Annotated in this window: 25 protein-coding genes; 11 read left to right on the forward strand and 14 right to left on the reverse strand. The window is 63.1% G+C overall.

The features are described 5' to 3' along the window. Positions 1-55: 55 nt before the first annotated feature. Complete coding sequence (locus RB2654_RS18170; protein ID WP_040885832.1) at positions 56-643, reverse strand: exopolysaccharide biosynthesis protein; 588 nt, start codon at positions 641-643, stop codon at positions 56-58. 126 nt (positions 644-769) lie between these two features. On the opposite strand from RB2654_RS18170, the gene RB2654_RS18175 reads away from it, so the two are divergent. After that, positions 770-1,291, forward strand: coding sequence for a pyridoxamine 5'-phosphate oxidase family protein (locus RB2654_RS18175; protein WP_008334554.1), 522 nt, complete (start codon positions 770-772; stop codon positions 1,289-1,291). 30 nt (positions 1,292-1,321) lie between these two features. Here the strand turns inward: RB2654_RS18175 and RB2654_RS18180 are convergent, their stop codons facing one another. Both RB2654_RS18180 and RB2654_RS18185 read right to left on the reverse strand, forming a co-directional pair. Then, positions 1,322-1,921, reverse strand: a complete 600-nt coding sequence (locus RB2654_RS18180) for a hypothetical protein (protein WP_008334555.1) — start codon at positions 1,919-1,921, stop codon at positions 1,322-1,324. A 59-nt stretch (positions 1,922-1,980) separates the two neighbouring features. Continuing rightward, complete coding sequence (locus RB2654_RS18185) at positions 1,981-2,376, reverse strand: hypothetical protein (protein WP_008334556.1); 396 nt, start codon at positions 2,374-2,376, stop codon at positions 1,981-1,983. A 114-nt stretch (positions 2,377-2,490) separates the two neighbouring features. Here RB2654_RS18185 and RB2654_RS18190 point away from each other — a divergent pair, with 114 nt between their 5' ends. Then, complete coding sequence (locus RB2654_RS18190; protein WP_008334557.1) at positions 2,491-2,886, forward strand: c-type cytochrome; 396 nt, start codon at positions 2,491-2,493, stop codon at positions 2,884-2,886. A gap of 46 nt (positions 2,887-2,932) precedes the next feature. Here RB2654_RS18190 and RB2654_RS18195 read toward each other — a convergent pair whose 3' ends face one another. The 7 genes from RB2654_RS18195 to RB2654_RS18220 all read right to left on the reverse strand — a co-directional run bounded on the left by RB2654_RS18195 (position 2,933) and on the right by RB2654_RS18220 (position 9,256). Next, the gene (locus tag RB2654_RS18195; RefSeq protein ID WP_008334559.1) at positions 2,933-3,229 is read right to left on the reverse strand and encodes a hypothetical protein; all 297 of its coding nucleotides are present in this window, start codon (positions 3,227-3,229) and stop codon (positions 2,933-2,935) included. A gap of 327 nt (positions 3,230-3,556) precedes the next feature. Next, the gene (locus RB2654_RS22985) at positions 3,557-4,162 is read right to left on the reverse strand and encodes a type VI secretion system-associated protein TagO (protein WP_161600706.1); all 606 of its coding nucleotides are present in this window, start codon (positions 4,160-4,162) and stop codon (positions 3,557-3,559) included. Positions 4,163-4,175: 13 nt separating this feature from the next. Next, on the reverse strand, positions 4,176-6,128 hold the full coding sequence (gene parE / locus RB2654_RS18200; RefSeq protein ID WP_008334560.1) for a DNA topoisomerase IV subunit B: 1,953 nt from the start codon (positions 6,126-6,128) through the stop codon (positions 4,176-4,178). 535 nt (positions 6,129-6,663) lie between these two features. Further along, positions 6,664-7,437: a tRNA pseudouridine(38-40) synthase TruA gene (gene truA / locus RB2654_RS18205; protein WP_008334561.1), complete on the reverse strand. Its 774-nt coding sequence runs from the start codon at positions 7,435-7,437 to the stop codon at positions 6,664-6,666. Continuing rightward, positions 7,437-8,513 carry a 5-(carboxyamino)imidazole ribonucleotide synthase gene (locus RB2654_RS18210; protein ID WP_040885236.1) on the reverse strand — a complete coding sequence of 359 codons (1,077 nt, stop codon included), beginning with the start codon at positions 8,511-8,513 and terminating at the stop codon, positions 7,437-7,439. Before RB2654_RS18210 ends, truA begins: the two co-directional genes overlap by 1 nt. Beyond that, a complete protein-coding gene (gene purE / locus RB2654_RS18215; RefSeq protein WP_008334563.1) occupies positions 8,506-8,994 on the reverse strand; it encodes a 5-(carboxyamino)imidazole ribonucleotide mutase in 489 nt (162 codons plus the stop codon). The genes RB2654_RS18210 and purE overlap by 8 nt, the downstream gene beginning before the upstream one ends. A 43-nt stretch (positions 8,995-9,037) precedes the next feature. Continuing rightward, the gene (locus RB2654_RS18220) at positions 9,038-9,256 is read right to left on the reverse strand and encodes a YdcH family protein (protein WP_040885238.1); all 219 of its coding nucleotides are present in this window, start codon (positions 9,254-9,256) and stop codon (positions 9,038-9,040) included. Positions 9,257-9,445: 189 nt separating this feature from the next. Here RB2654_RS18220 and RB2654_RS18225 point away from each other — a divergent pair, with 189 nt between their 5' ends. After that, on the forward strand, positions 9,446-9,859 hold the full coding sequence (locus RB2654_RS18225) for an Hsp20 family protein (protein WP_008334565.1): 414 nt from the start codon (positions 9,446-9,448) through the stop codon (positions 9,857-9,859). A 62-nt stretch (positions 9,860-9,921) separates the two neighbouring features. Next, the gene (locus tag RB2654_RS18230) at positions 9,922-10,149 is read left to right on the forward strand and encodes a DUF1150 family protein (protein ID WP_008334566.1); all 228 of its coding nucleotides are present in this window, start codon (positions 9,922-9,924) and stop codon (positions 10,147-10,149) included. A 63-nt stretch (positions 10,150-10,212) separates the two neighbouring features. On the opposite strand, the gene RB2654_RS22590 is transcribed toward RB2654_RS18230, so the two are convergent. Continuing rightward, positions 10,213-10,836 (reverse strand): hypothetical protein, encoded by a 624-nt coding sequence (locus tag RB2654_RS22590; RefSeq protein ID WP_008334574.1) that lies wholly within the window; start codon positions 10,834-10,836, stop codon positions 10,213-10,215. Between the two features lie 124 nt (positions 10,837-10,960). Here RB2654_RS22590 and RB2654_RS18240 point away from each other — a divergent pair, with 124 nt between their 5' ends. Then, complete coding sequence (locus RB2654_RS18240; RefSeq protein WP_040885240.1) at positions 10,961-11,545, forward strand: rhodanese-like domain-containing protein; 585 nt, start codon at positions 10,961-10,963, stop codon at positions 11,543-11,545. A 125-nt stretch (positions 11,546-11,670) separates the two neighbouring features. Here RB2654_RS18240 and RB2654_RS18245 read toward each other — a convergent pair whose 3' ends face one another. After that, on the reverse strand, positions 11,671-13,749 hold the full coding sequence (locus RB2654_RS18245) for a bifunctional sulfate adenylyltransferase/adenylylsulfate kinase (protein ID WP_008334577.1): 2,079 nt from the start codon (positions 13,747-13,749) through the stop codon (positions 11,671-11,673). A gap of 124 nt (positions 13,750-13,873) precedes the next feature. Next, entirely contained in the window at positions 13,874-14,962 is a 1,089-nt protein-coding gene (locus tag RB2654_RS18250; RefSeq protein ID WP_008334578.1) for a 2OG-Fe(II) oxygenase family protein, read from the reverse strand. A 185-nt stretch (positions 14,963-15,147) separates the two neighbouring features. Between RB2654_RS18250 and RB2654_RS18255 the strand changes: the two genes are divergently transcribed. Next, entirely contained in the window at positions 15,148-15,711 is a 564-nt protein-coding gene (locus RB2654_RS18255; protein ID WP_008334579.1) for a fasciclin domain-containing protein, read from the forward strand. Between the two features lie 140 nt (positions 15,712-15,851). Then, positions 15,852-16,340 carry an inner membrane protein YidI gene (gene yidI / locus RB2654_RS22595; protein WP_008334580.1) on the forward strand — a complete coding sequence of 163 codons (489 nt, stop codon included), beginning with the start codon at positions 15,852-15,854 and terminating at the stop codon, positions 16,338-16,340. Between the two features lie 87 nt (positions 16,341-16,427). Here yidI and trxB read toward each other — a convergent pair whose 3' ends face one another. After that, complete coding sequence (trxB, locus tag RB2654_RS18265) at positions 16,428-17,414, reverse strand: thioredoxin-disulfide reductase (protein ID WP_008334581.1); 987 nt, start codon at positions 17,412-17,414, stop codon at positions 16,428-16,430. 181 nt (positions 17,415-17,595) lie between these two features. Between trxB and RB2654_RS18270 the strand changes: the two genes are divergently transcribed. The 4 genes from RB2654_RS18270 (at position 17,596) to RB2654_RS18285 (ending at position 20,674) form a co-directional block, all read left to right on the forward strand. Beyond that, complete coding sequence (locus RB2654_RS18270; protein ID WP_008334582.1) at positions 17,596-18,096, forward strand: Lrp/AsnC family transcriptional regulator; 501 nt, start codon at positions 17,596-17,598, stop codon at positions 18,094-18,096. A 97-nt stretch (positions 18,097-18,193) separates the two neighbouring features. Further along, positions 18,194-18,781, forward strand: a complete 588-nt coding sequence (locus tag RB2654_RS22600; RefSeq protein ID WP_050771993.1) for a CAP domain-containing protein — start codon at positions 18,194-18,196, stop codon at positions 18,779-18,781. Between the two features lie 237 nt (positions 18,782-19,018). Continuing rightward, the gene (locus RB2654_RS18280; protein WP_008334588.1) at positions 19,019-19,735 is read left to right on the forward strand and encodes a L,D-transpeptidase; all 717 of its coding nucleotides are present in this window, start codon (positions 19,019-19,021) and stop codon (positions 19,733-19,735) included. Positions 19,736-19,831: 96 nt separating this feature from the next. Then, positions 19,832-20,674: a glycoside hydrolase family 25 protein gene (locus RB2654_RS18285; RefSeq protein ID WP_040885242.1), complete on the forward strand. Its 843-nt coding sequence runs from the start codon at positions 19,832-19,834 to the stop codon at positions 20,672-20,674. The last annotated feature ends 255 nt before the right edge of the window (positions 20,675-20,929 follow it).

The following is a 20,929-nucleotide window of genomic DNA, read 5'->3' on the forward strand; positions in this document are numbered from 1 at the left end:
ACTTCCCCAAGACCAAGCCGCAAGAAATGTTATTGTTCCATCCCAAAATCAAAAATTAAGCGAGCAGGTATTGGCCGAGTGCGAAAGCGCCCACGATCGTCGACAGTCCGAGCAACACCAAAAGCCCGTCCCGCGTCACCATCGCGACCGCCATGACGGCCACCGCGAAGCCGAGAAGGGACGATGTGAAGGGCACAAGCTCCAGCATCGGCATCATCGCCCCGGCCAGCAGGCAGATGATCTGCGGCACGATCAGCAGGGGTGGCTCGACCAACATGCAGACCCTCTGCCGGGTCACCCGGTCGAGAAACAGCGCGGGCGGGCACAGCCAGTCGAGCGCCTTGCGGATGCGATCCCGTGGCGCGTGACGCCGCATGATCCAGTCGGGCAGCCAGACGTGATCGCGCCGGGCGATCATCTGGAACGCGATCAGCGCGATCGAAATGCCGCAGATCGAGGACAGGCCGGGGATACCGCTCGCCGGACTCGCCACGATCATGGCGGGCAGCATCAGAAGCGGTGCGAAGGACGCGCGCCCCATCGCCTCGACCACATCGCGCACCGACACCTCGTCCCCGTCCAGCGAAAAGCGCGCCCGGTTGAGGATTCCGGCGACGCTTTCGGGCCGGGTGGTGGGGGTCATGTTCGTGTCTGCGGTCGTCATAGATGCCTGCCTTGTCCGGGGAGTTAACGCCGCCCGCCCGGAACGGTTCCCCCTTGCGGAACCCGCACGACGGCGCGGCGTTGGGACATCGAAAGGAGACATTCGATGTCAGAACTCAAGAAAGCCAAGACCGATCCGACCGACGTTTTCTGGGGCACCGCCGAGGACACGCGCTTTGGAATGCTGGGTCTCAAGGGCAAGGATCAGCACCTTCAGCCCATGACGCATTTCGTGGATCGCGACACCAATTCGCTGTGGTTCATGACCAGCCGCGACACCGACCTCGCAAAGGCCGCGGGCGAAGGCTGGCAGACCAAGATGAGCGGTGACGGCACCGAAGCGTGGTTCATCCTCGTGTCCAAGGGGCAGGACGTGCAGATCTGCTGCAAGGGGCGGCTGCACTATTCCGACGAGATGGAGAAGCACAAGGAACTGTGGAACCCGGTCGCGGGCGCATGGTTCGACGGGCCCGAAGATCCGAAGCTCGCCGTCTATCGGCTGGAACTGGAAGAGGCCGCGATCTGGGCTTCGACCGATTCCAGCTTCGTCTTCGCTTGGGAAATCGCCAAGGCGCACGCCAAGGACGAAGACCCGGACGTGGGCACGCATACCGTCATCAACTTCTGAAGACGCGCCCGCGCGCGCAGGGCCGATCCGTTACTGAAACGGGTCGGCTTTTTTCGAGTTTCCGCCGCCCTCGAAAGGGTCGGACCGCGATCCGACCGCGTCGAGGTAGCTTTCGGTGCAGGACATGACCTCGTTCATCGCCATGTTCGTGCCGCGCAGGGAAAAGTCGCCCAGCTCGGTGCCGCGATAGGTCCAGACCATGTGGTTCGACCGCTGGAACTCCCGCACGAAATTCCCGGCGCTGTCCGAGGTGGCGGGGAACAGGTTGTAAAGCCCACGTCGCCCGTCGACATCGGTGCCATACATGGTGATGTCCCAGGGCGGGCGGCGGTCGAAGCGGACGACGAGCTGATAGGCCTCGTCCACCGCGATGGAATCCCAGTGATGGTTCAGGATCGCGACGCGCAGGCCAAGGTCGCTGGTCGATGTGTCCAGACCGAAGAAAACGAAACTGTCGTTGTCGTATTCCGCGATGGCCGCGCAGGCGCCGTAAGCCTCGTAGAAGTTGACGTCCCACCAGCCGATCGTTTTCCACGTGATGACGTCTTGGGCGGCGGCCGGCGTGGCGACGACGGCAAAGGCGAGGGCAATGGCGCGCATCTGTAGCTCCCGATGGACAAGCGTTTCCATCAGGTTAGCAAGAGTTCGCCGAATCGCCAAACCCGCTGAACGCGGGTCTGACTGGTGCGTCAGTTGAGCAGGTTCGACACGATGCCGATCGCCTCGACCACCGTCTGCGTGTCGCGGATGATGCTGTAGATCTGGTCGCCCTGACGAACGTAGATCTGGTTCGAGGGAAGCGCGGGCAGGCCGTAGGTGGTGGGCTGTTCGATGATCGTATAGTTGCGGATCACCGTCACGTTTTCCTCGCGGATGATCGTGACGTCATCGTCGTCATGGCGCTCGCGCTCATAGACGACATCGCCGCCGTTGCGGCAGCTTTCGATCTTCTTGCAGTGACCCGGCGGGATCTTCCCGACGCCCCAGCCGGTGCCATTGTTGTGGTTGTTCGGTTTCGCCGCGAGCGGTGCGGCCATCGCGACGGCGCAGACGGCGGCGAGAGCGGATTTGGTGAGTGTGGACATGCTGTCCTCCTTTTCCTTTTCGTCTGTTTAACGCAAGGTGGGGCCGAAGGGTTCAGCGGGTGTCCGCGTATGGCGAGGGACCGCCGATGAACCGGGACGGACGGGAGAAGCGACATGAAACCAATGCTTTGGCTGGTCCCCGTGGCGATGTTCGTCGCGGGGTGCGAGATGGATGGGACGGCGGATGGAGCGAAATCCGGCGCCCAGCTTTACGGCGAATACTGCGCGGCCTGTCACGGCCCGTCGGGCACCGGGGGGTTGGACGTGGGCGGCAAGACGACGCCCGACCTGACCATGCTCGCCAAGAACAACGGCGGCACCTTCCCGATGACCTACGTGATGTCGACCATCGACGGCTATGCCCGCGACGACACGCACGGGCCGATGCCGCGCTTCGGTGACCTGATCGACAGCCCGGTGGTCAACTGGGTCGATGAAGAGGGTACGCCGACACCCACGCCGCAGGCGCTTATCCGACTGGCGGAATACGTCGAAGGTCTGCAAGACTGAGCCGATCTCCGGCGCGCGCTCTGCGGTCTGAATTGTCGCTGTCTCGTCACTGGGTGACGATGGCCCCCTTGGGCGTCAGGACCGAGGCATTGGCCCGCGCCATGCGGTAGATGTGATCGTCGAACTGCACATACATCTCATGCGCCGAAAGCGGCGGCAGACCATGCGCGGCGGGGTTCGCGATGATGCGGTAATCCTGCTGCGCGACACCCAGCGCCACCTCGGTCGGCTCAGTGGGCCGGTCGGTCGTGTCCTGCGCGGTGGCGGGGATGCCCACGAGAAGCCCGAGGCCCGAAAGGCCGAGGCTGAGGGCAATGGCGGAGACGGCGATGGTATTGGTCATGGCTCTTGTCCTGTTGGCAGCGTTTGAGTGCTAACGTTCCGGGGACGGTGAGCGGTTCCATGCCGAGGGAAAAGAGTGGGCGTGCGAGGCACCGGTTGGCCTTGGACCACGACCCATAACGAGGGCAATTACATTTAAGTTTTCGGCGTTGATCGATCTTCGTCTATTTGGAGAATGCTTAGGCAGGCATTTTCACGGCGGTTTGTTCTGGCTGAAGCATTCTGAATTCATACGAAAACTAATGAATCAACACGAATGCCTTATTTCTGGGAACTCAATGCTGAATGCATTTCTCGCTCAAACTACCTGTTCAACACTCGTTTCTGTCTACCAGCTACATGTCTCGCGTAATTCTACGACAGCTGTGTCAAAGCCTCGAGTGTCAAACTTGGCTGTAACAGGTGATTCGTTATATGGTGTCGCCCTGATGATTAGTCGTTGACTGCCCAAGAGTTCCTTTAAAAACGGTATAGACCTACCACCATTCCAAAGGCCCAACGCTTTATTGTCCGTGCTTGCGACAAATGATCTCGACTGCATTGGCTTTTCATCGACTCTATATTCAATTTTTCCGTATGTCTGAATATCTGCCAGGTGTAGGTCATTGAGAATGAAATAAGCGGAGGTGGTGTTCTCTTGGCATCGCACTAGCAACGTTGCTGGACCGGGTGCCCCAAAACGCCCTTGTACATTGTCATCACTTTCTATGCGCAAAAAGACTGATTTTTCGTCCGTTAACGGCGATTGGTCGGTGCGCAAGTTCCATTTTCCATGGCCTTCGAGAGGTCCGGTTTCGTTTGCGTTTACTCCGAAGGCTTTGTCGAAGCACTGTAGCCTTGCATCGCTATCACTTATGACTACGCACTCCTCTTGAGCCGATGCAGAACTGCATACCATCGACACCAAAGCGACAACCGCAACGATCATCCTCATGCCATTTCCTCTCTCAAACATCCAACTCCTCAACAAACCGAGCGTTCTCCTGAATATACTGGAACCGTAGCTCCGGCTTCTTGCCCATCAGGCGTTCTACCAGGTCGCCGGTCTCGCCGGGTTCGTCCTCGTCGATGGTCACGCGGATGAGTTTCCGGGTGTTCGGGTCCATCGTCGTCTCTTTCAGATCCTTCGCGTCCATCTCGCCCAGACCCTTGAACCGCTGGACGTCGATCTTGCCCTTGCCGCCCAGACCCTTGGCCATCCACGCATCCTTCTCGGCGTCGTCGGCCACGTAAAGCCGCTTGGCGCCCTGCGTGAGCCGGTAAAGCGGCGGGCAGGCGAGATACAGGTGGCCGTGGTCGATCAGCGGGCGCATCTGGCTGAAGAAAAACGTCATCAAAAGCGCCGCGATATGCGCGCCGTCTACGTCGGCGTCGGTCATGATGATGACCTTGTCATAGCGCAGGTCGTCGACGCGGAATTTGATGCCCATCCCGACGCCGAGCGCCTGACACAGGTCGTTGATCTCCTGGTTCTGGCCCAGCTTGCTCGACGCCGCGCCGAGCACGTTCAGGATTTTGCCCCGAAGCGGCAAGAGCGCCTGTGTCTTGCGGTCCCGGCCCATCTTGGCCGAGCCGCCCGCGCTGTCGCCCTCGACAAGGAAAATCTCGGTGCCTTCGCGGTTGGTGGCCGAACAATCGACCAGCTTGCCGGGCAGGCGCAGTTTCTTGGTGGCCGATTTGCGCTGCGTCTCTTTTTCCTGCCGCCGCCGCAGGCGTTCCTCGGCCCGAAGCACGAGAAAGTCGAGGATCGCGCCCGCCGATTTCGTGTCGGCGGCGAGCCAGTTGTCGAAGTGGTCACGCACCGCGCCCTCGACCATCTTGGCGGCAGCCTCGGTGGACAGCCGGTCCTTGGTCTGACCGACGAAGGCCGGGTCGGCGATGAAGGTCGAAACCAGCGCGCAGCCGCCCGTGAGCAGGTCGTCGCGGTTGATCTGGGCGGCCTTCTTGTTGCCGACCAGTTCGCCGTAGGCCTTGATCCCCTTGAGGATCGCGGCCCAGAACCCCGCGACGTGGGTGCCGCCCTCGGGCGTCGGCACGGTGTTACAGTAGGACTGGATGAAGCCGTCGCGCGCGGGCGTCCAGTTGATCGCCCATTCGACATAGCCCGGTTCGCCGAACTTCTCGCGGAATTCGACCTTGCCCGCGAACCCGGTGTCGGAATAGGTCGAGGCGGTTCCCAACACCTCTTTCAGATAGTCCTTGAGACCGCCGGGGAAGTGGAACGTCGCCTCGGTCGGCGTCTCGCCGTCGTCGATGGCCGATTTCCAGCGAATCTCGACGCCGGAATAGAGATAGGCTTTGGAGCGGGCGAGGGTGAAGAGCCGCTTGGGCTTGAAACGATGCGAGCCGAAGATCTGGTCGTCGGCATGGAACGTGACCGAGGTGCCGCGCCGGTTGGGCGCCGCGCCGACCTTTTCCACGGGGCCAAGGGGCAGCCCGCGCGAAAAGCGTTGCTCGAACAGTTCCTTGTTCTTGGCGACCTGCACCACGAGGCTGTCCGACAGCGCGTTCACCACCGACGAGCCGACGCCATGCAGACCGCCGGAGGTCTGATAGGCCTTGCCGGAGAACTTGCCACCCGCGTGAAGCGTGCACAGGATCACCTCGAGCGCCGATTTGCCGGGGAACTTGGGGTGCGGGTCGATCGGGATGCCGCGCCCGTTGTCGGTGACGGTGACGGAATAGTCCCCATGGAGCTCCACCTCGATCCGGGTGGCGTGGCCCGCCACGGCCTCGTCCATCGAGTTGTCGAGGATTTCCGCGACCATGTGGTGCAGCGCCCGTTCGTCCGTGCCGCCGATGTACATGCCGGGGCGCTGGCGGACGGGTTCGAGCCCTTCGAGCACCTCGATGGATGAGGCGTCGTAGTCGTCGGACGGATTGGTGAGGAGATCGCTCATGTGCCGCTGCTCTTTTTGTCGGTTTGTTGCCGGGCATTATGGCAGGGGTGCGGGCCGGAAAAAAGCGGGAAGCGTGATTCGGGTTTGGGCGCTGGATGGTCCGGTTTTCCGTAGTAAGGTTAGCCATACCTGAACACTCCATTTCGGCAGGCGTGGATTGTCGCCGGTTCGCGGATAACGGCGATGCAAATAAGGATAATTTGGGGCAAACTTGCGCGTTTTCGTTGACCGGAGGGGGGCGAAAATGGCACAACACAGGTGTCGCGACGGCTGGCTTGGGGGCTGGCTCGGACCGAAGCGAACGCAGCCTGGTCAGGGGTGCGTGCACATGGTCAGCGGCGTTTCCGCGTCAAACGATCCGATCCAGCGTCCCCAGGACGCAAGCCGGCCTTTGGTCAGGACCCGGCACCGGAAAAGGTCGTGCGGAATGACAAGTCTGGTGATTTGGGCAATTTGGCGGTCAGGGGTGTCCGCCGGGGGAGCCCAAGGGGGGAAAGACCGGGGTAGGGGTACCCCGGTCTTTCTTTTTGTAAAATCAGGTATTTGAGAAGGGGTCGACCGGGTATCCGACCCGCGCGAGGTACAGCCCGTCCGGCGGGCAGACCGGGCCGCAGGCGGCGCGGTCGCGTGCCTCGAGCGCGGCGGTCACGTCATCTGGCGACCACGATCCGGCACCGACCCGTTCCAGCGTGCCGACGAAGCTGCGCACCTGATTGTGCAGGAAGCTGCGGGCGCGGACGTGGAAGCGGTATTCGGTCCCGCCCGGGTAGGGCAGGGTTTCGACCCGCAATTCGTCCAATGTCTTCACCGGGCTGTCGGCCTGACACATGGTCGAGCGAAACGTGGTAAAATCATGGCGGCCGATCAGGCGGTCGGCCCCCGCCTGCATCGCGTCCGCGTCAAGCGCCTGCACGACGCGCCACGCGTTGCCCCGGTCGTGAACCAAAGGTGCACGGCGCGAAATCAGGCGGAACAGATACTGCCGTTCGATGGCCGAAAACCGGGCGTGAAACCCGTCATCCACGAGCGCGCAAGCGACGATGGCGACGCGGTCGGGTTTCAGGTGGTAATTCAGCGCCTCGGTCAGGCGAAACGGTGTCCAGTCTTTTTGCAGGTCGCAGGTCGCGACCTGTCCCAGCGCATGAACCCCGGCATCGGTGCGGCCTGCGGCGGCGATGGAGGGCACGTCGGCCTCCAGCTTGCCAAGCGCGGCCTCGACCGCGCCTTGGACGGACGGCTGATCCTTTTGCCGCTGCCAGCCGGAAAAGGGCCGCCCGTCGTATTCGATCTTGAGCGCGTAGCGCGGCATCAGCCTGCGGGACCGGTGACCCGGTTCACGTGGCCCATCTTGCGGCCCGCCTTGACCTCGGATTTGCCGTAGAGGTGGATCGCATTGGCGCTGTCTTGGGCAAGGTCCGGCACTTTGGACACGTCGTCGCCGATCAGGTTCGTCATGACAACGTTCGTATGATGCGTCCCATCGCCCAGCGGCCAGCCCGCCACCGCGCGGATGTGCTGCTCGAACTGGTCGATGGCGCAGCCGTTCTGGGTCCAGTGCCCCGAGTTGTGGACGCGCGGGGCGATCTCGTTCACGACGAGGCCCTGCTTGGTCACGAAGAGTTCGACCCCCATGACACCCACGTAATCGAGTTTTTCAAGGATGCGGGCGGCCATGCCCTGTGCCTCGTGCATCGCCTGCACGGACAGGCGCGAGGGCACGGTGGTCGTGTCGAGGATACCGTCCTTGTGCACGTTCTCACCCGGCGTGAAGCTGGCGAAATCGCCGTTCAGCCCGCGCGCGCCGATCACCGAGACCTCGTAGTCGAATTTCACGAAACCTTCGAGGATCGCGGGTGCGCCGTTCATGTCGGCGAAGGCCTGTGCGATGTCTTCCGGCCCCTTGAGCCGCGCCTGCCCCTTGCCGTCATAGCCGAAGCGACGTGTTTTGAGGATCGCGGGCGTGCCGATCTCGGCCACCGCTTCGGTCAGGTCGATCTCGTCATCGACGGCCGCATAGGGCGCGACAGCGAGGCCGAGGTCCGCAAGGAAAGCCTTTTCCGTAAGACGGTCCTGCGACACGCGCAGCGCGGTACGCCCCGGACGGACCGGCGTGATCGCTTCGACGATGTCGAGCGCCGAGGTCGGAATGTTCTCGAACTCGTAGGTGATGACGTCGGCGGCTTGCGCGAACGCTTTCAGCGCGGCTTCGTCGTCATAGTCGGCTTTGTGGTGGTAATTGGCCACATGACTGGCCGGACAATCGCCACCCGGTTCGAAAATGACGGTCTTGAAGCCAAGGCGCGACGCGGCGACGGATAGCATACGGCCAAGCTGGCCACCACCGAGAATACCGATGGTCGCGCCGGGGGCGAGGGGATCACTCATCTTGCGGCTCGTCGGGGATGGAAGCGGACAGGGCCGCGCGCCATGCGTCGAGGCGCTGGCCGAGCGCGGCGTCGGAAGTGGCGAGGATTCCGGCGGCCATCAGACCCGCATTGGCGGCTCCCGCCGCGCCGATGGCCATGGTCGCGACCGGGAAGCCCTTGGGCATCTGCACGATGGAATATAGGCTGTCGACACCGGACAACGCCTTGGTCTGGACCGGAACGCCGATCACCGGAACGCGGGTCTTCGATGCCATCATGCCGGGCAGGTGGGCCGCACCGCCTGCGCCCGCGATGATGACGGACAGGCCCCGTTCGACGGCGGACTTTCCATAGTCCCAAAGGCGGTCGGGGGTGCGGTGCGCCGAGACGATCTTTTTCTCATAGGCGATGCCCAGTTCGTCCAGAATGTCGGCGGCGAGTTTCATGGTGGGCCAGTCCGACTGGCTGCCCATGATGATTCCCACTTTCACGTCGGTCATACGGCTCTCCCTCAGGAATGGCCGTTATAGACCCTTCAGGGCCTCATGCAATGATGTCGGGGAGAAGGACGTCTTCAATCCGGGCGATCTTGTCCTTCAGCAGCAGTTTCTGCTTCTTGAGACGCCGGATGGTGAGCACGTCGGCCCGTCCCTCGGCCTCCAGTGCCGTGATCGCCTCGTCCAGATCGCGATGTTCGCGGCGCATGACCTCAAGCTCGACACGAAGCACGTCCTCATGCTTCATCTCGTAGGAATTGCTCATGGGTTTCGAGTCGTCCTTCATCGCGCGACCAATTTAACCCCTCGGTGGGTTTTCTCAAAGCTTTTCGCGCGGGTTCGCCTTTGGGCGCCAAGGTCTTGCGCCGATATGCCCCGCCACCCATATTGAAGGCGTGGGTTGCCGCTTCGGGGCCCACGACCTGCACATCGCTTTCAAGGCAAAGGACGTGTGATGACGAAGATGACGCTGGGGGCCCACCCGTATTTTCTGGGCTTTGATCAGCTCGAACGCATGATCGAACAGGCCGCCAAGAGCGGCACGGAAGGCTACCCTCCTTTCAACATCGAACAGGTGAGCGAATTCGCTTACCGCATCACACTCGCCGTGGCGGGGTTCTCGGAGGACGATCTGGCGATCACCATCGAGGACCGCAAGCTGGTCGTGCGGGGGCGTCAGCCGAAACCGGACGACAGCCGTGTGTTCCTGCACCGGGGCATTGCCGGGCGGCAGTTCATGAAAAGTTTCGTGCTGGCCGATGGTGTGGATGTGGTCGGTGCGCGGACCGAGAACGGGCTGCTGCATGTCGATCTCGAGCGGTCGGAGCCCGATCCGGTGGTGCAGACCATCCAGATCACGAAAGGCTGAGGGATCATTTCCCTGCCGCGACGCGTTGGGGATGAAACGCCCCCACAGGAAAGGAGTGCGTCATGGATACGAAATTCGAGCAACTGAGCGAGACGCCCGAGACCATCGTCTACGTGCGGGAGGTGCTGGTGGCAGACCTGCCGTCCGATATTCAGGACCAGGTAGAAGGGGCCGAGAAGCTCTACGCCGTGCACTCGTCGGAGGGCGAACGCCTTGCCTTGGTGGGGGACCGCAATCTGGCTTTCACGCTGGCGCGGCAAAACGACCTCTCGCCGGTGGCGGTGCACTGAACCTAGCGCAGGGGCCCATCTGGGCCTCTGCCTCTGGCCGAGGGCTTCGGCCGTTTCCCAACATTACAGGTCGGGCCAAGTCCCTGCGAGCCGCGCCGCCGCGCGGTTTGCGTCGTCACGGTCCGGGCGGGATTGAAGCGCACCGGGATCGGCGAGGGGCATCATCTTGCGCCGCGCGGCCGGGACGGCTGTGATGGCCGGAAGATGCGCCGATATCCACACATCATCCGCAACCCAAGCGTCCGGCGGTGGATCCGGGATGGCGCGCGCCAGCATCGACGGGATCAGCGCGCCCGCGAATCCTTGCAGGACCGTTCCACGATAGCCGATGCGCCGGGCATCCCAGGTCGAGGCGGCGAGAGCGCCGGGGGCGGTGGCGCGGGTGGCGAGGAACGTCGCGGCCCAGTCGGGCGCATAAAGCCAGTCGTCGTCGCAGATCAGGATATCCCCGTCGAACTGCTTCGCTGCGGGAAGCAGCTTGCCGATCGGGCCCATGTCCGTCTCGGTCTCGATCAGCGTGACGCCGAAGGGGATGGCGGGCAGGGGTGCAGGGTCGAACCGCGCCCAGTGTCGGGGGATTGTCAGGAAAACCGTGGCCGGTGCCGCCGTCTGGCCGACCAGCGCGGCGAGCACGCGGAGGAGCGTGGCAAAGCGCGGCGGAATGGTCGTCAGCGAGATCGCGTACATGGGGCGAACAGACCCGAAATCACGCGCCGCCGCAACGCGCCGGGACACCCACGCGAATAATATTCCATTTCATGAATATTGCGTGCTAGCGTGGCGCCGAACGGTCTTGGAACGGGAGGGTATCATGCGGGTTTTGACAGTGGCATTTCTGGTGGCGGCATCGACGGCGGGGGCGGACCCGGTGGGGATCACGCCCGACATGATGAGCGTCACGGTGGATACCGCATCCGGCCCCGTCGAGATCATGCGCGAACAGGACAACGACGCGGTGATCGAAGGCGATTTCGCCCGCATCGCTCGGCCCTGCCCGAATTTCTGCATTCAACCCATGGTTCCCGCGCCCGGCGTGACGCCGGTCGGGGAGTTGGAAATGCTCGGCTTCCTGACAGACCCGAACGTGGTGGTGATCGACGGCCGCGTGCGCCCCGACTTCGATACCGGAGCGATCCCCGGCGCGGTCAATGTCCCCTACACCGAGGCCGCCGACCGTCTAGGCGAGTTGGGCTGCGAGCCGGATTTCGACGGCTGGATCTGCGACGGCGAGGGGGTGAAGTCGGCCGCTTTGTACTGCAACGGCCCGTGGTGCGGCCAATCCCCGACGGCGGCGCGGCGCATGATCGAAGCGGGATTCCCGGCGGAAAAACTGTTCTACTATCGCGGCGGGATGCAGATGTGGCGGATGCTGGGGCTGACGGTGACGGGGGAGTGAGGAGGATAACGCCCTGAGCGGACATCCAATCCAAGTGCGGGGAACGTCCGCCCTCAGCCAATCCCGAACAAAAAACCGGGACCCTTCGGCCCCGGTTTCCATTCTTCCCTAACTCACCGCAGAGCTTACTGCCCCGCGATCAGACCCATGCTTTCGAGCTTCAGGATCACCTGATGCGCGCAGTTGTCGACGTCGACGTTCTCGGTCTCGACGCTCAGCTCGGGGTTCTGCGGCACGTCGTAGGGGTCCGAGATGCCGGTGAACTCCTTGATCTTGCCTTCGCGGGCGAGTTTGTAGAGGCCTTTGCGGTCGCGGCGTTCGCATTCTTCGATGCTGGTGGCCACGTGGACTTCGACGAAGGCGCCGTATTGCTCGATCTCTTCGCGGACGTGGCGGCGGGTGGCTGCGTAGGGCGCGATGGGGGCGCAGATGGCGATGCCGCCGTTCTTGGTGATCTCGCTCGCCACGTAGCCGATGCGCTTGATGTTCAGGTCGCGGTGCTCTTTCGAGAAACCAAGCTCCGACGACAGGTTCTTGCGCACGATGTCACCGTCGAGCAGCGTCACGGGGCGGCCGCCCATCTCCATCAACTTGACCATGAGCGCGTTGGCGATGGTCGATTTGCCGGAGCCGGAGAAGCCCGTGAAGAACACGGTGAAACCCTGCTGCGAGCGCGGCGGTTTGGTACGGCGCAGTTCGCGGACCACTTCGGGGAACGAGAACCACTCGGGGATTTCCAGACCCTCTTGCAGGCGGCGGCGCAGTTCGGTGCCGGAGATGTTGAGGATGGTGACGTTGTCCTTGTCCTCGATCTCGTCGTTCGGCTCGTACTGGGCGCGTTCCTGCACGTAGACCATGTGTTTGAAGTCGACCATCTCGATGCCGATTTCGTCCTGGTATTCGCGGAACAGGTCCTGCGCGTCGTAGGGGCCGTAGAAATCTTCGCCGGCCGAGTTCTTGCCGGGGCCGGCGTGGTCGCGGCCGACGATGAAGTGGGTGCAGCCGTGGTTGGCGCGGATCAGGCCGTGCCAGACGGCTTCACGCGGGCCGGCCATGCGCATGGCGAGGTTCAGAAGCGACATGGTGGTCGTCGACTGCGGGTATTTGTCGAGCACGGCCTCATAGCAGCGCACGCGGGTGAAGTGGTCGACGTCGCCCGGTTTGGTCATGCCCACGACCGGGTGGATCAGCAGGTTGGCCTGCGCTTCCTTGGCGGCGCGGAAGGTCAGTTCCTGGTGCGCACGGTGGAGCGGGTTGCGGGTCTGGAACGCGACGACCCGGCGCCAGCCCATCTTGCGGAAGAAGGCGCGCATTTCATTGGGCGTGTCGCGGCGGGCGCGGAAGTCGTAGTGGACGGGCTGCTGGATGCCGGTGACGGGGCCACCGAGATAGACTTTGCCGGCCTTGTTGTGCAGGTAGTTGACCGCCGGGTGCGCGTCGTCGTCGGCGCCGAACACCTTTTCGGCCTCGCGCGATTTGTTCGGCACCCAGTTGTCGGTGACGGTCATGGTGGCGAGGATCACGCCTTCCTGATCGCGCAGCGCGATGTCCTGACCTTCGGTGAGGTTGGCGGCGAAATCCTCGGACACGTCGAGCGTGATCGGGATCGGCCAGAGGGTGCCGTCGGCGGTGCGCATGTTTTCGACGACGCCGTTGTAATCCTCTTCGGACAGGAAGCCCTTGAGCGGGTTGAAGCCCCCGTTCATCAGAAGTTCGAGGTCGCAGATCTGGCGCGGCGTCAGGTCCCAGGACACGAGGTCGGCGGCTTCGACCTTCAGTTTCTGGGCACTTTCGTAGGATACGTAGAGTTCCGGGATCGGGGCGAGGTTATTCAGCATCAGAGTACTCCTGTATTTAATGGGGGTCGGGCCGGCGGGCGTGCCGGTGAGTTCGGCGTGAAGTGCGGCGTATTCGGTGTATTTACGCGCGAGAAACGGGTCGATGAGGCGGGCTTTGGTGGCCGCGCCACGGGTGGTGAGGGCATAGACGAAACGCTGGCGCCGATCCGGCCCCTTGCGGTCGGTGATCTTCACCAGCCCCGCCTCGGTCGCCGCGCGAAGCTGGGCGTTGAGCGAGCCGAGCGAAATGCCGAGCGCCGCCGCCGTCTCGCGCTGCGACGCTTCAGGTGCCGCGTCGAGTTGACGGAGCAGCAGGAAAAGCTGGTCGTCCTCGGGCAGGTCGGGAAGGGCAGGGGCGGCGGTCATGGCGTGTCGGGTTCAAAGTGTGTTCACGCGTGAACGCATAGGAGATTTTGCAGGTGCAGAAAAGAGGAAATGCGGCGCTAACGTCCCGAATTTCGGGTGTGGCGTGGGACGTTGTTTTGGCCTGTCAACCCTGCGCCTCGCCCACGAGACCAGCGTTCTGGTTCCGTATCGCCGCCGCCGCGTCGTCGTAGAGGAACGGCAGGAACGCATAGCGGCTGCCGCGCGTCACCGTGGAGACGGCGTGCAGGAGCGAGCAGGAAAACACCACCGCACCGCCCGGCGGGGCCTTGAAGCTTTGCGGGCCGTATTCGGGAAAGCTCACTTCGCCGCCCTCGAAGTCGTCGTTCAGGTTTATCGAGACGGCGAACCGGCGATGCGCCGTGCCGGAGGTGGTGTTGTCGCGGTGCGGGTTGAAATGCCCGCCTTCCTCGGCGCCGTAGCAGGAGACGATGTAACGCTCCATCCGCGTGACGTGGAACTGATGCACCTTGGCGATCTCGGGCACGACGCGGTTGACTATGCGGTTCTGGATCGTGCCGATCAACGCCTCGTCCGTCAGGGTGATGTCGCGCCGGACCTTGTGGCTGGCGTCCTGTTTATAGACGGTGCGCCCGTTTTCCTGCGTCATGAAGCCCGAGCTTTGCCCGCCGGTTTCGTCGAACAACTCGATCAACCGCGTGCACAACTCCGGCTCGAACACGCGGGGCAGGTAAAGCACGGGAGCCTGCAAGGGGATGCCCGCGAAGCGGTCGGGCGGAGGTTGCTGGGCGAGCAGGTCGAGCGCGGCCTCGTGTCCCGCGCCGTCCGGTCCGAACCGAAGCGAGGCGATCACGCGCAGGGTCGGGTCGATCAAGACCCAGAGGCCGCGTTTGTCGCCCTTGTCGTTGGCGGCGCCGTAAAGGCGGCTGATCACGAGGTCGAAGTCCCAGAACTGCCGATAACCCGGAAAGCGATGGGACACGCGGCCCTCCGCCTCGTCCGCCGGGGAGGTGCTGACGCCAAAGAAGCTGGCGAAGCGGTCGTCGAACAGGTCGGGGCGATCATGGGCGGCCGCCAGCGCGGCGCGGGCCACCGGGTGTGCCGCGTCGTGAAAGAAACACAGCAGCAGATAGCGGCCTGCGGAGGTGTCGAAGGTGAAGCGCGGGTTGCGGGTCGAGCGGGCTTTGAAGAACGGGGCGGGGTGCCCCGGCCCCGGCGACATGAATTCGGTCACTCAAATGTCCTCGCACTGCCTGCGGATGATCTTGGCGCAACGCGCGGGTCTGTCAATTGCGATGCGCGGGGGCCGGGCTGGGGCAGGGCCGCTCACGACAGCGTGATGAAACCGCCGCAACTCTTCGCCGTCGGCTGCGTGGCTACAGGCATCGAAACCGAAACAGACCAACTGGAGGAAAACAGATGTTCAAGACAACCGTTGCCGCCGCCGCGCTCGCCGCCATGACCGTTCCGGCGCTTGCCGCAAGCCACGAAGAAGGCGGAAACCCGATGGTGGGTGGCGCTGAAATGTTCGCCGACAAGAACATCGTCGAGAACGCGATGAACTCGGCCGACCACACCACGCTCGTCGCCGCCGTGCAGGCCGCCGGACTGGTGGAGACGCTTCAGGGCGAAGGCCCGTTCACCGTGTTCGCACCGACCAACGCCGCGTTCGAGGCTCTGCCGGAAGGCACGGTCGAAGACCTGCTGAAGCCGGAAAACAAAGAGCAGCTTACGAAAGTGCTGACCTGTCATGTCGTCGCGGCCGACGCGATGTCGGACGCCATCAAGGGCATGATCGACGACGACGGTGGCGAGCACCCGGTGCCGACCGTGGGCGGTTGCACGCTGCAAGCCACCTATGACGGCGACGAAATCATGATCGAGGACGAAAACGGCAACGTCGCCAACGTCACGATCGCGGATGTCGACCAGTCGAACGGCGTGATCCACGTGATCGACAAGGTGCTTCTGCCCGCGATGTAAGCCGCGCAACCCACACTCACGGCTTAACGGAAGGTCGCCCGGATTATTCGGTCCGGGCGGCCTTTTTCGTTGGTGGCGCCGTAACGGCACCGGGCCGAGGGGGCCAAATTTTCGCCACGCTTTGTGACTATGCGTTCACCATGACACAGGTTTCGTATATTCCCGACGCTTTCGGCCCCGCTCCGCTCAGGACCTGGGGATTCTGGGCGATCGTCACCGGCGCGCTGGCCGTCATGGTCGTGTGTTTCTACATCTACGGCCCGACGCTGGAACCGCAGCCCTCGGCTGCGCAACAGATCGGTGAAATCGCGGGAGAGATGAAGCGGGCCGCGTGGCGTGCTTTCCTCGGGATGGAGGCGGAAGCGGCGGCACCTGCGCCGGAGCCTTCGCTTTTCATGCGCTACCTGCCGTTCGCCGGCCCTGCGCTTGGGCTTGTCGCGGTCGTGCTCTCGGCGGTCTCGCTTATCCGGCGGGAGGACCGCAAACTTGCCGGATATGGTGTCGCGCTGGGTGGCGGGGCCGTGCTGTTTCAGGTGTTCTGGTGGTTTGCCGCGCTGATCGTCTGCGCGATCCTTTTCGTGAAAATCATCGAGAATCTCGACGGCTTCTTCAGCTTGCCGTGGGACTGACGGGGGCCTGACCGCCGCCGCCCGCGACGAAAAACGCCCCCGCAGAGGATGCGAGGGCGTTCGTGATGTCGTGTCTTTCGCGGGGCGTCAGACCGGGGCTTTTTCCGCTTCGACCGCAGCGGCGGGTTCCGCCTCTTCATGCTCGGCGAGGAATTTCTCGGCGTCGAGCGCGGCCATACAGCCCATGCCCGCGCTGGTCACGGCCTGCCGGTAGATGTGATCCGTCAGGTCGCCCGCGGCGAACACGCCGGGGATCGAGGTGCGGGTGGTCCCCGGCTCGACCTTTACGTAGCCGCCGTTGTGCAGCTCGAGCTGGTCTTTCACCAGCTCCGAGGCAGGCGCGTGGCCGATGGCGATGAACACCCCCTTGGCGTCCAGTTCGGTCACCGCGTCGGTCTTGACGTTGCGGACCTTCACGCCTTCGACGCCCAGCGGCATGTCGGTGCCCGTGACTTCTTCGAGCACGTGGTCCCACATCACCTCGATCTTCGGGTTCTTTTCCAGACGGTCGATCAGGATCTTCTCGGCCCGGAATTCGCCACGGCGATGGATGACGGTGACCTTGGAGGCGAAGTTCGTCAGGAACAGCGCCTCTTCCACGGCGGTGTTGCCGCCGCCGACCACGATGATCTCCTGCCCGCGATAGAAGAAGCCGTCGCAGGTGGCGCAGGCGGAAACGCCGAAGCCCTTGAACTTCTCTTCCGTCTCGAGCCCAAGCCATTTCGCGCGTGCGCCGGTGGCCAAGATCACTGCCTCGGCCTCATAGGTCGCACCGCTGTCGGCCTTGGCCACGAAGGGCCGCTTGGACAGATCGAGATCGGTGATGATGTCGGTCACGATCTCGGTCCCCATCGCGCGGGCGTGGGCTTCCATGTTCACCATCAGTTCAGGCCCCTGAATCTCGGTGAAGCCCGGATAGTTCTCGACCTCGGTCGTGGTGGTCAGCTGGCCGCCCGGCTCCATCCCCTGCACGAGGATCGGTTTCAGCATGGCGCGTGCGGCGTAGATTGCGGCGGTGTAGCCCGCCGGGCCCGATCCGATGATAAGGACGCGGGTGTGATGAGTGCCGGACATGACGAATCCCTTCGAATTTCTCGTTTCCCAGCATATAGGGGGAGGGACATGGTGCCGAAACCCCTTGCGACACCTTGCCGGTTCGGCGCGCGGTCCCGACAGGATATTGCGCAAGTGCGAAATATTATTGCGCAGCCGGGGCCGTAGCGGTAAGGTTCGCGAAACCGCAGGGGAACGGCACATGGCGCATTCAAAACTCGACCCGATCGACCGGATGATCCTGGCCGAGTTGCAGGCCGACGGACGCATGACCAACGTCGAACTGGCCAAGCGCGTCGGGATCTCGGCGCCGCCCTGCCTGCGCCGTGTGCGCACGCTTGAGGAGGCGGGCTACATCAAGGGCTATCACGCCGACGTGGACAGCCGCGCGCTGGGCTTCGAGGTTCAGGTGTTCGCGATGGTCGGACTTGTCAGTCAGGCCGAAGCGGACCTGTCCCGGTTCGAGCAACGCTGCCGCGACTGGCCGCTCGTGCGCGAATGCCACATGCTGAACGGCGAGGTGGATTTCATCCTGAAATGCGTGGCACCCGACCTGTCGACCTTCCAGAGCTTCCTGACCGAGCAACTGACGGCGGCCGAGAACGTGGCGAGCGTAAAGACCTCGCTCGTGATCCGCGACGCCAAGGACGAACCGGGCGTGCCCTTCGACGTGCTGGAAGCGCGGATGACGGCGCAGGCGTAAAAGCCACAGGCGGCGATTTGTCCGCAGCTTGCGGCTTGTGAGATTGAACGGTCCGGTTAAGGTCATCTGCGGGACGAAGCGCAGAGGGGAACCTGCCTTGAAGAAACTTGTTCGCAATCTGGCCTGCGTCGGTGCCGTCGCGGCGCTTTCGGGGTGTATGGGAACCGGAACGACGTCCGTCGCTACCCTCTACAATATTGGCGAGATTTTTGACCCGAATGCGCCAGCTTGGGATCTCAATTCTTACATCCCCGACCCCAATGAAAACACCACGACCGTAACAAACTCCTTTCAGGACACGTCCTTCAAGACCATTTTCGACGGCGTGAGGTCTGCGGACAACAAGGCGCTCCTAACTTGGAACGACAAGTTGGATCAAGTTGCCCAATCCTACGCAGGCTACTTGGTGGATACAGGTCAATTTACCCATAATGGCGGTGGGACCGACATTGAAACAAGAGTATCCGCGTCCGGTTACGATGCCGAGTGGGTCGGCGAGAACTTAGCTAGAGGGCAGCAAACTGAGCAGGCTGCTATGACGGCATGGGAGAATTCCACTGGGCACCGAGAAAACTTGTTGCATGAAATGGCAGAGGAATTTGGATTAGGCATTTCCGGAACAGGGCAAGACCTCACGTGGGTTTTGGTTTTGGCGAACCCGTGTCTCCCTGGCGAGTCCTGTTGAGTTCCATTCGGCTTAGTGCGTAGAGCGCGTCGCCAGCTGGCCCATCCCGCCCGCGCGCTCCCTCAGATGTGATCGCGGCGCGTTGCTCCACGAACACGGATTCGGGCGTCGAGGCGAGATTCTTTGGCCATTGCCATTGAATTTCTTAGGCTATTCCCCGTTAACTGGCACGCGGAGAACAGTTTTTTTCGCGCGAGTCGCTCTGTCAGGCGGCGGGCTTATCCGGGGGATGTTGAATTGATTGGCAAGCGTATCGTGAAACTTGTGGCCGGGCTTGCGCTGGCCGGGGTCCTCGCGGCCTGTGAAACCGTGCCCACGGAAACCGCCGTCACCTCGAATGGCGAGGTGCTTCCGTTCGTGTCGCCGCGCACGCTGTCGATGTATCGCGAATTCGACGACGGCCAGTTCGTCGTGCCCGCCGTGCCGCGCCAATACCTGTCGGAAGAGGTCGCGCGGCAATACGTGCCGTATTACTCGCCCTATGCCGAGGGCACGATCGTGGTCGATCCGTATGCCTTCAAGCTTTACCTGATCTCGGGCCCGAACGAGGCGATGCGTTATAGCGTGGGTGTCGGCAAGGCGGGCTTCGGGCTGACGGGCGAGGCGCGGGTCAACCACCAGAAGGATTGGCCCTACTGGACGCCGACCGCCAACATGCTGCGGCGCGAGCCCGAAAAATACGGTCCTGTGCGTGGCGGTATGGAGGGGGGCCTCGACAACCCGCTGGGCGCCCGGGCGCTTTACCTCTATCGCGGCGGGCGCGACACGCTTTATCGCATTCACGGCACGCCCTACCCGTGGACCGTGGGCGGACAGGAATCGGGCGGGTGCATCCGCATGTTCCATCAGGATGCTATTCACCTTGCAGCCAATGTCGAAAACGGCACGCGGGTCGTCATCCTGAGCCAGAGCCAGACCGGCATGTACACGGTGGCCGAGGACGTGGCCTCCTGACAGCGGATCGCCGCCGGACCCCACGCGAACGTGCGTGCGTGATGGTGGGACTCTGTGTATGATCTGCCGCAAAACATAATGCGAGCAGGCAACCCTATGACACGACCCATCCGGCGGCGCGCCGCCGTCACCCTTTCCTTGTGCGCCGTTCTCGTCCTGGCGGCCTGCGGGTCATCCTCGACACGCGGGCGCATGGCGAACCCAAGGCCGCTTTTACCCGAAAACTATCAGGCTGCGGGCATCCCGTCGCAATTCGGCGACACCGACCCGATCGACTGGACCGAGCATGACATCCGGCCCTCGGCCTATCCGGTGCACGGGATCGACGCCTCGCGGTATCAGGGCGACATCGATTTCGCGACGGCACGGGCGAACGGGGTGAACTTCGCATGGCTGAAGGTGACGGAGGGGGGCGATCACCTCGACCCCGGATACGAGATCAACGCGCCGCGCGCGCGGGCGGCGGGCGTGCCTGTGGGCGGGTATCACTTCTATTACTTCTGCCGGACCCCGGCAGAGCAGGCCCGGTGGTTCATCAAGAACGTCCCGCGTGTGGCGGGCGACCTCCCCCCGATGCTGGACATGGAGTGGAACCACCAATCGCGGACCTGCAACCGTCGCCCGGACGCCGAGACCGTGCGCGACGAGATCCGGCAATACGCGGCCATCGTGACCAGCCACTACGGCACGCCCCCCGTGATCTACGTGACACCCGATTTCTATGCCGAGAACGAGCTGGGCAAGCTTGCCGGGTACGAGTTCTGGCTGCGCTCGGTCGCGGCGCATCCGTCGGAGCGGTATCCCGACGAACGCTGGACGTTCTGGCAATACTCCGGGACCGGGGTCGCCAAGGGCGTGAAGGGGAACGTGGACCTCAACGCCTTTGCGGGCAGCGTGGAAAGCTGGGTCGGCTGGCTTACGGGGCGGCGTCAGCAGTAGGCGCGCGGCGCGGCGTGATGGTGCGATTCAAGATACTAGAATCCTAGTATTCTAGTATCTTTGGCGGGGCATTTTCGGATTTTGAATCAGAGTGTTACCTGCGAATTTCCGCCCGTTTGCCCGGCAAGAAACGAAAAAAGCCGCCCCATGCCGGGGCGGCTCTTTCATCGATATCGACCGCGTCAGGCCGCTTTGGCCCGCAGGCGCACCTGCTTGCGGTTGCCGCGATGGAACGGGAGATCGATCTTCTCCGTT

Origin of the sequence: Maritimibacter alkaliphilus HTCC2654, assembly GCF_000152805.1 — a bacterium.
Classification (GTDB): domain Bacteria; phylum Pseudomonadota; class Alphaproteobacteria; order Rhodobacterales; family Rhodobacteraceae; genus Maritimibacter; species Maritimibacter alkaliphilus.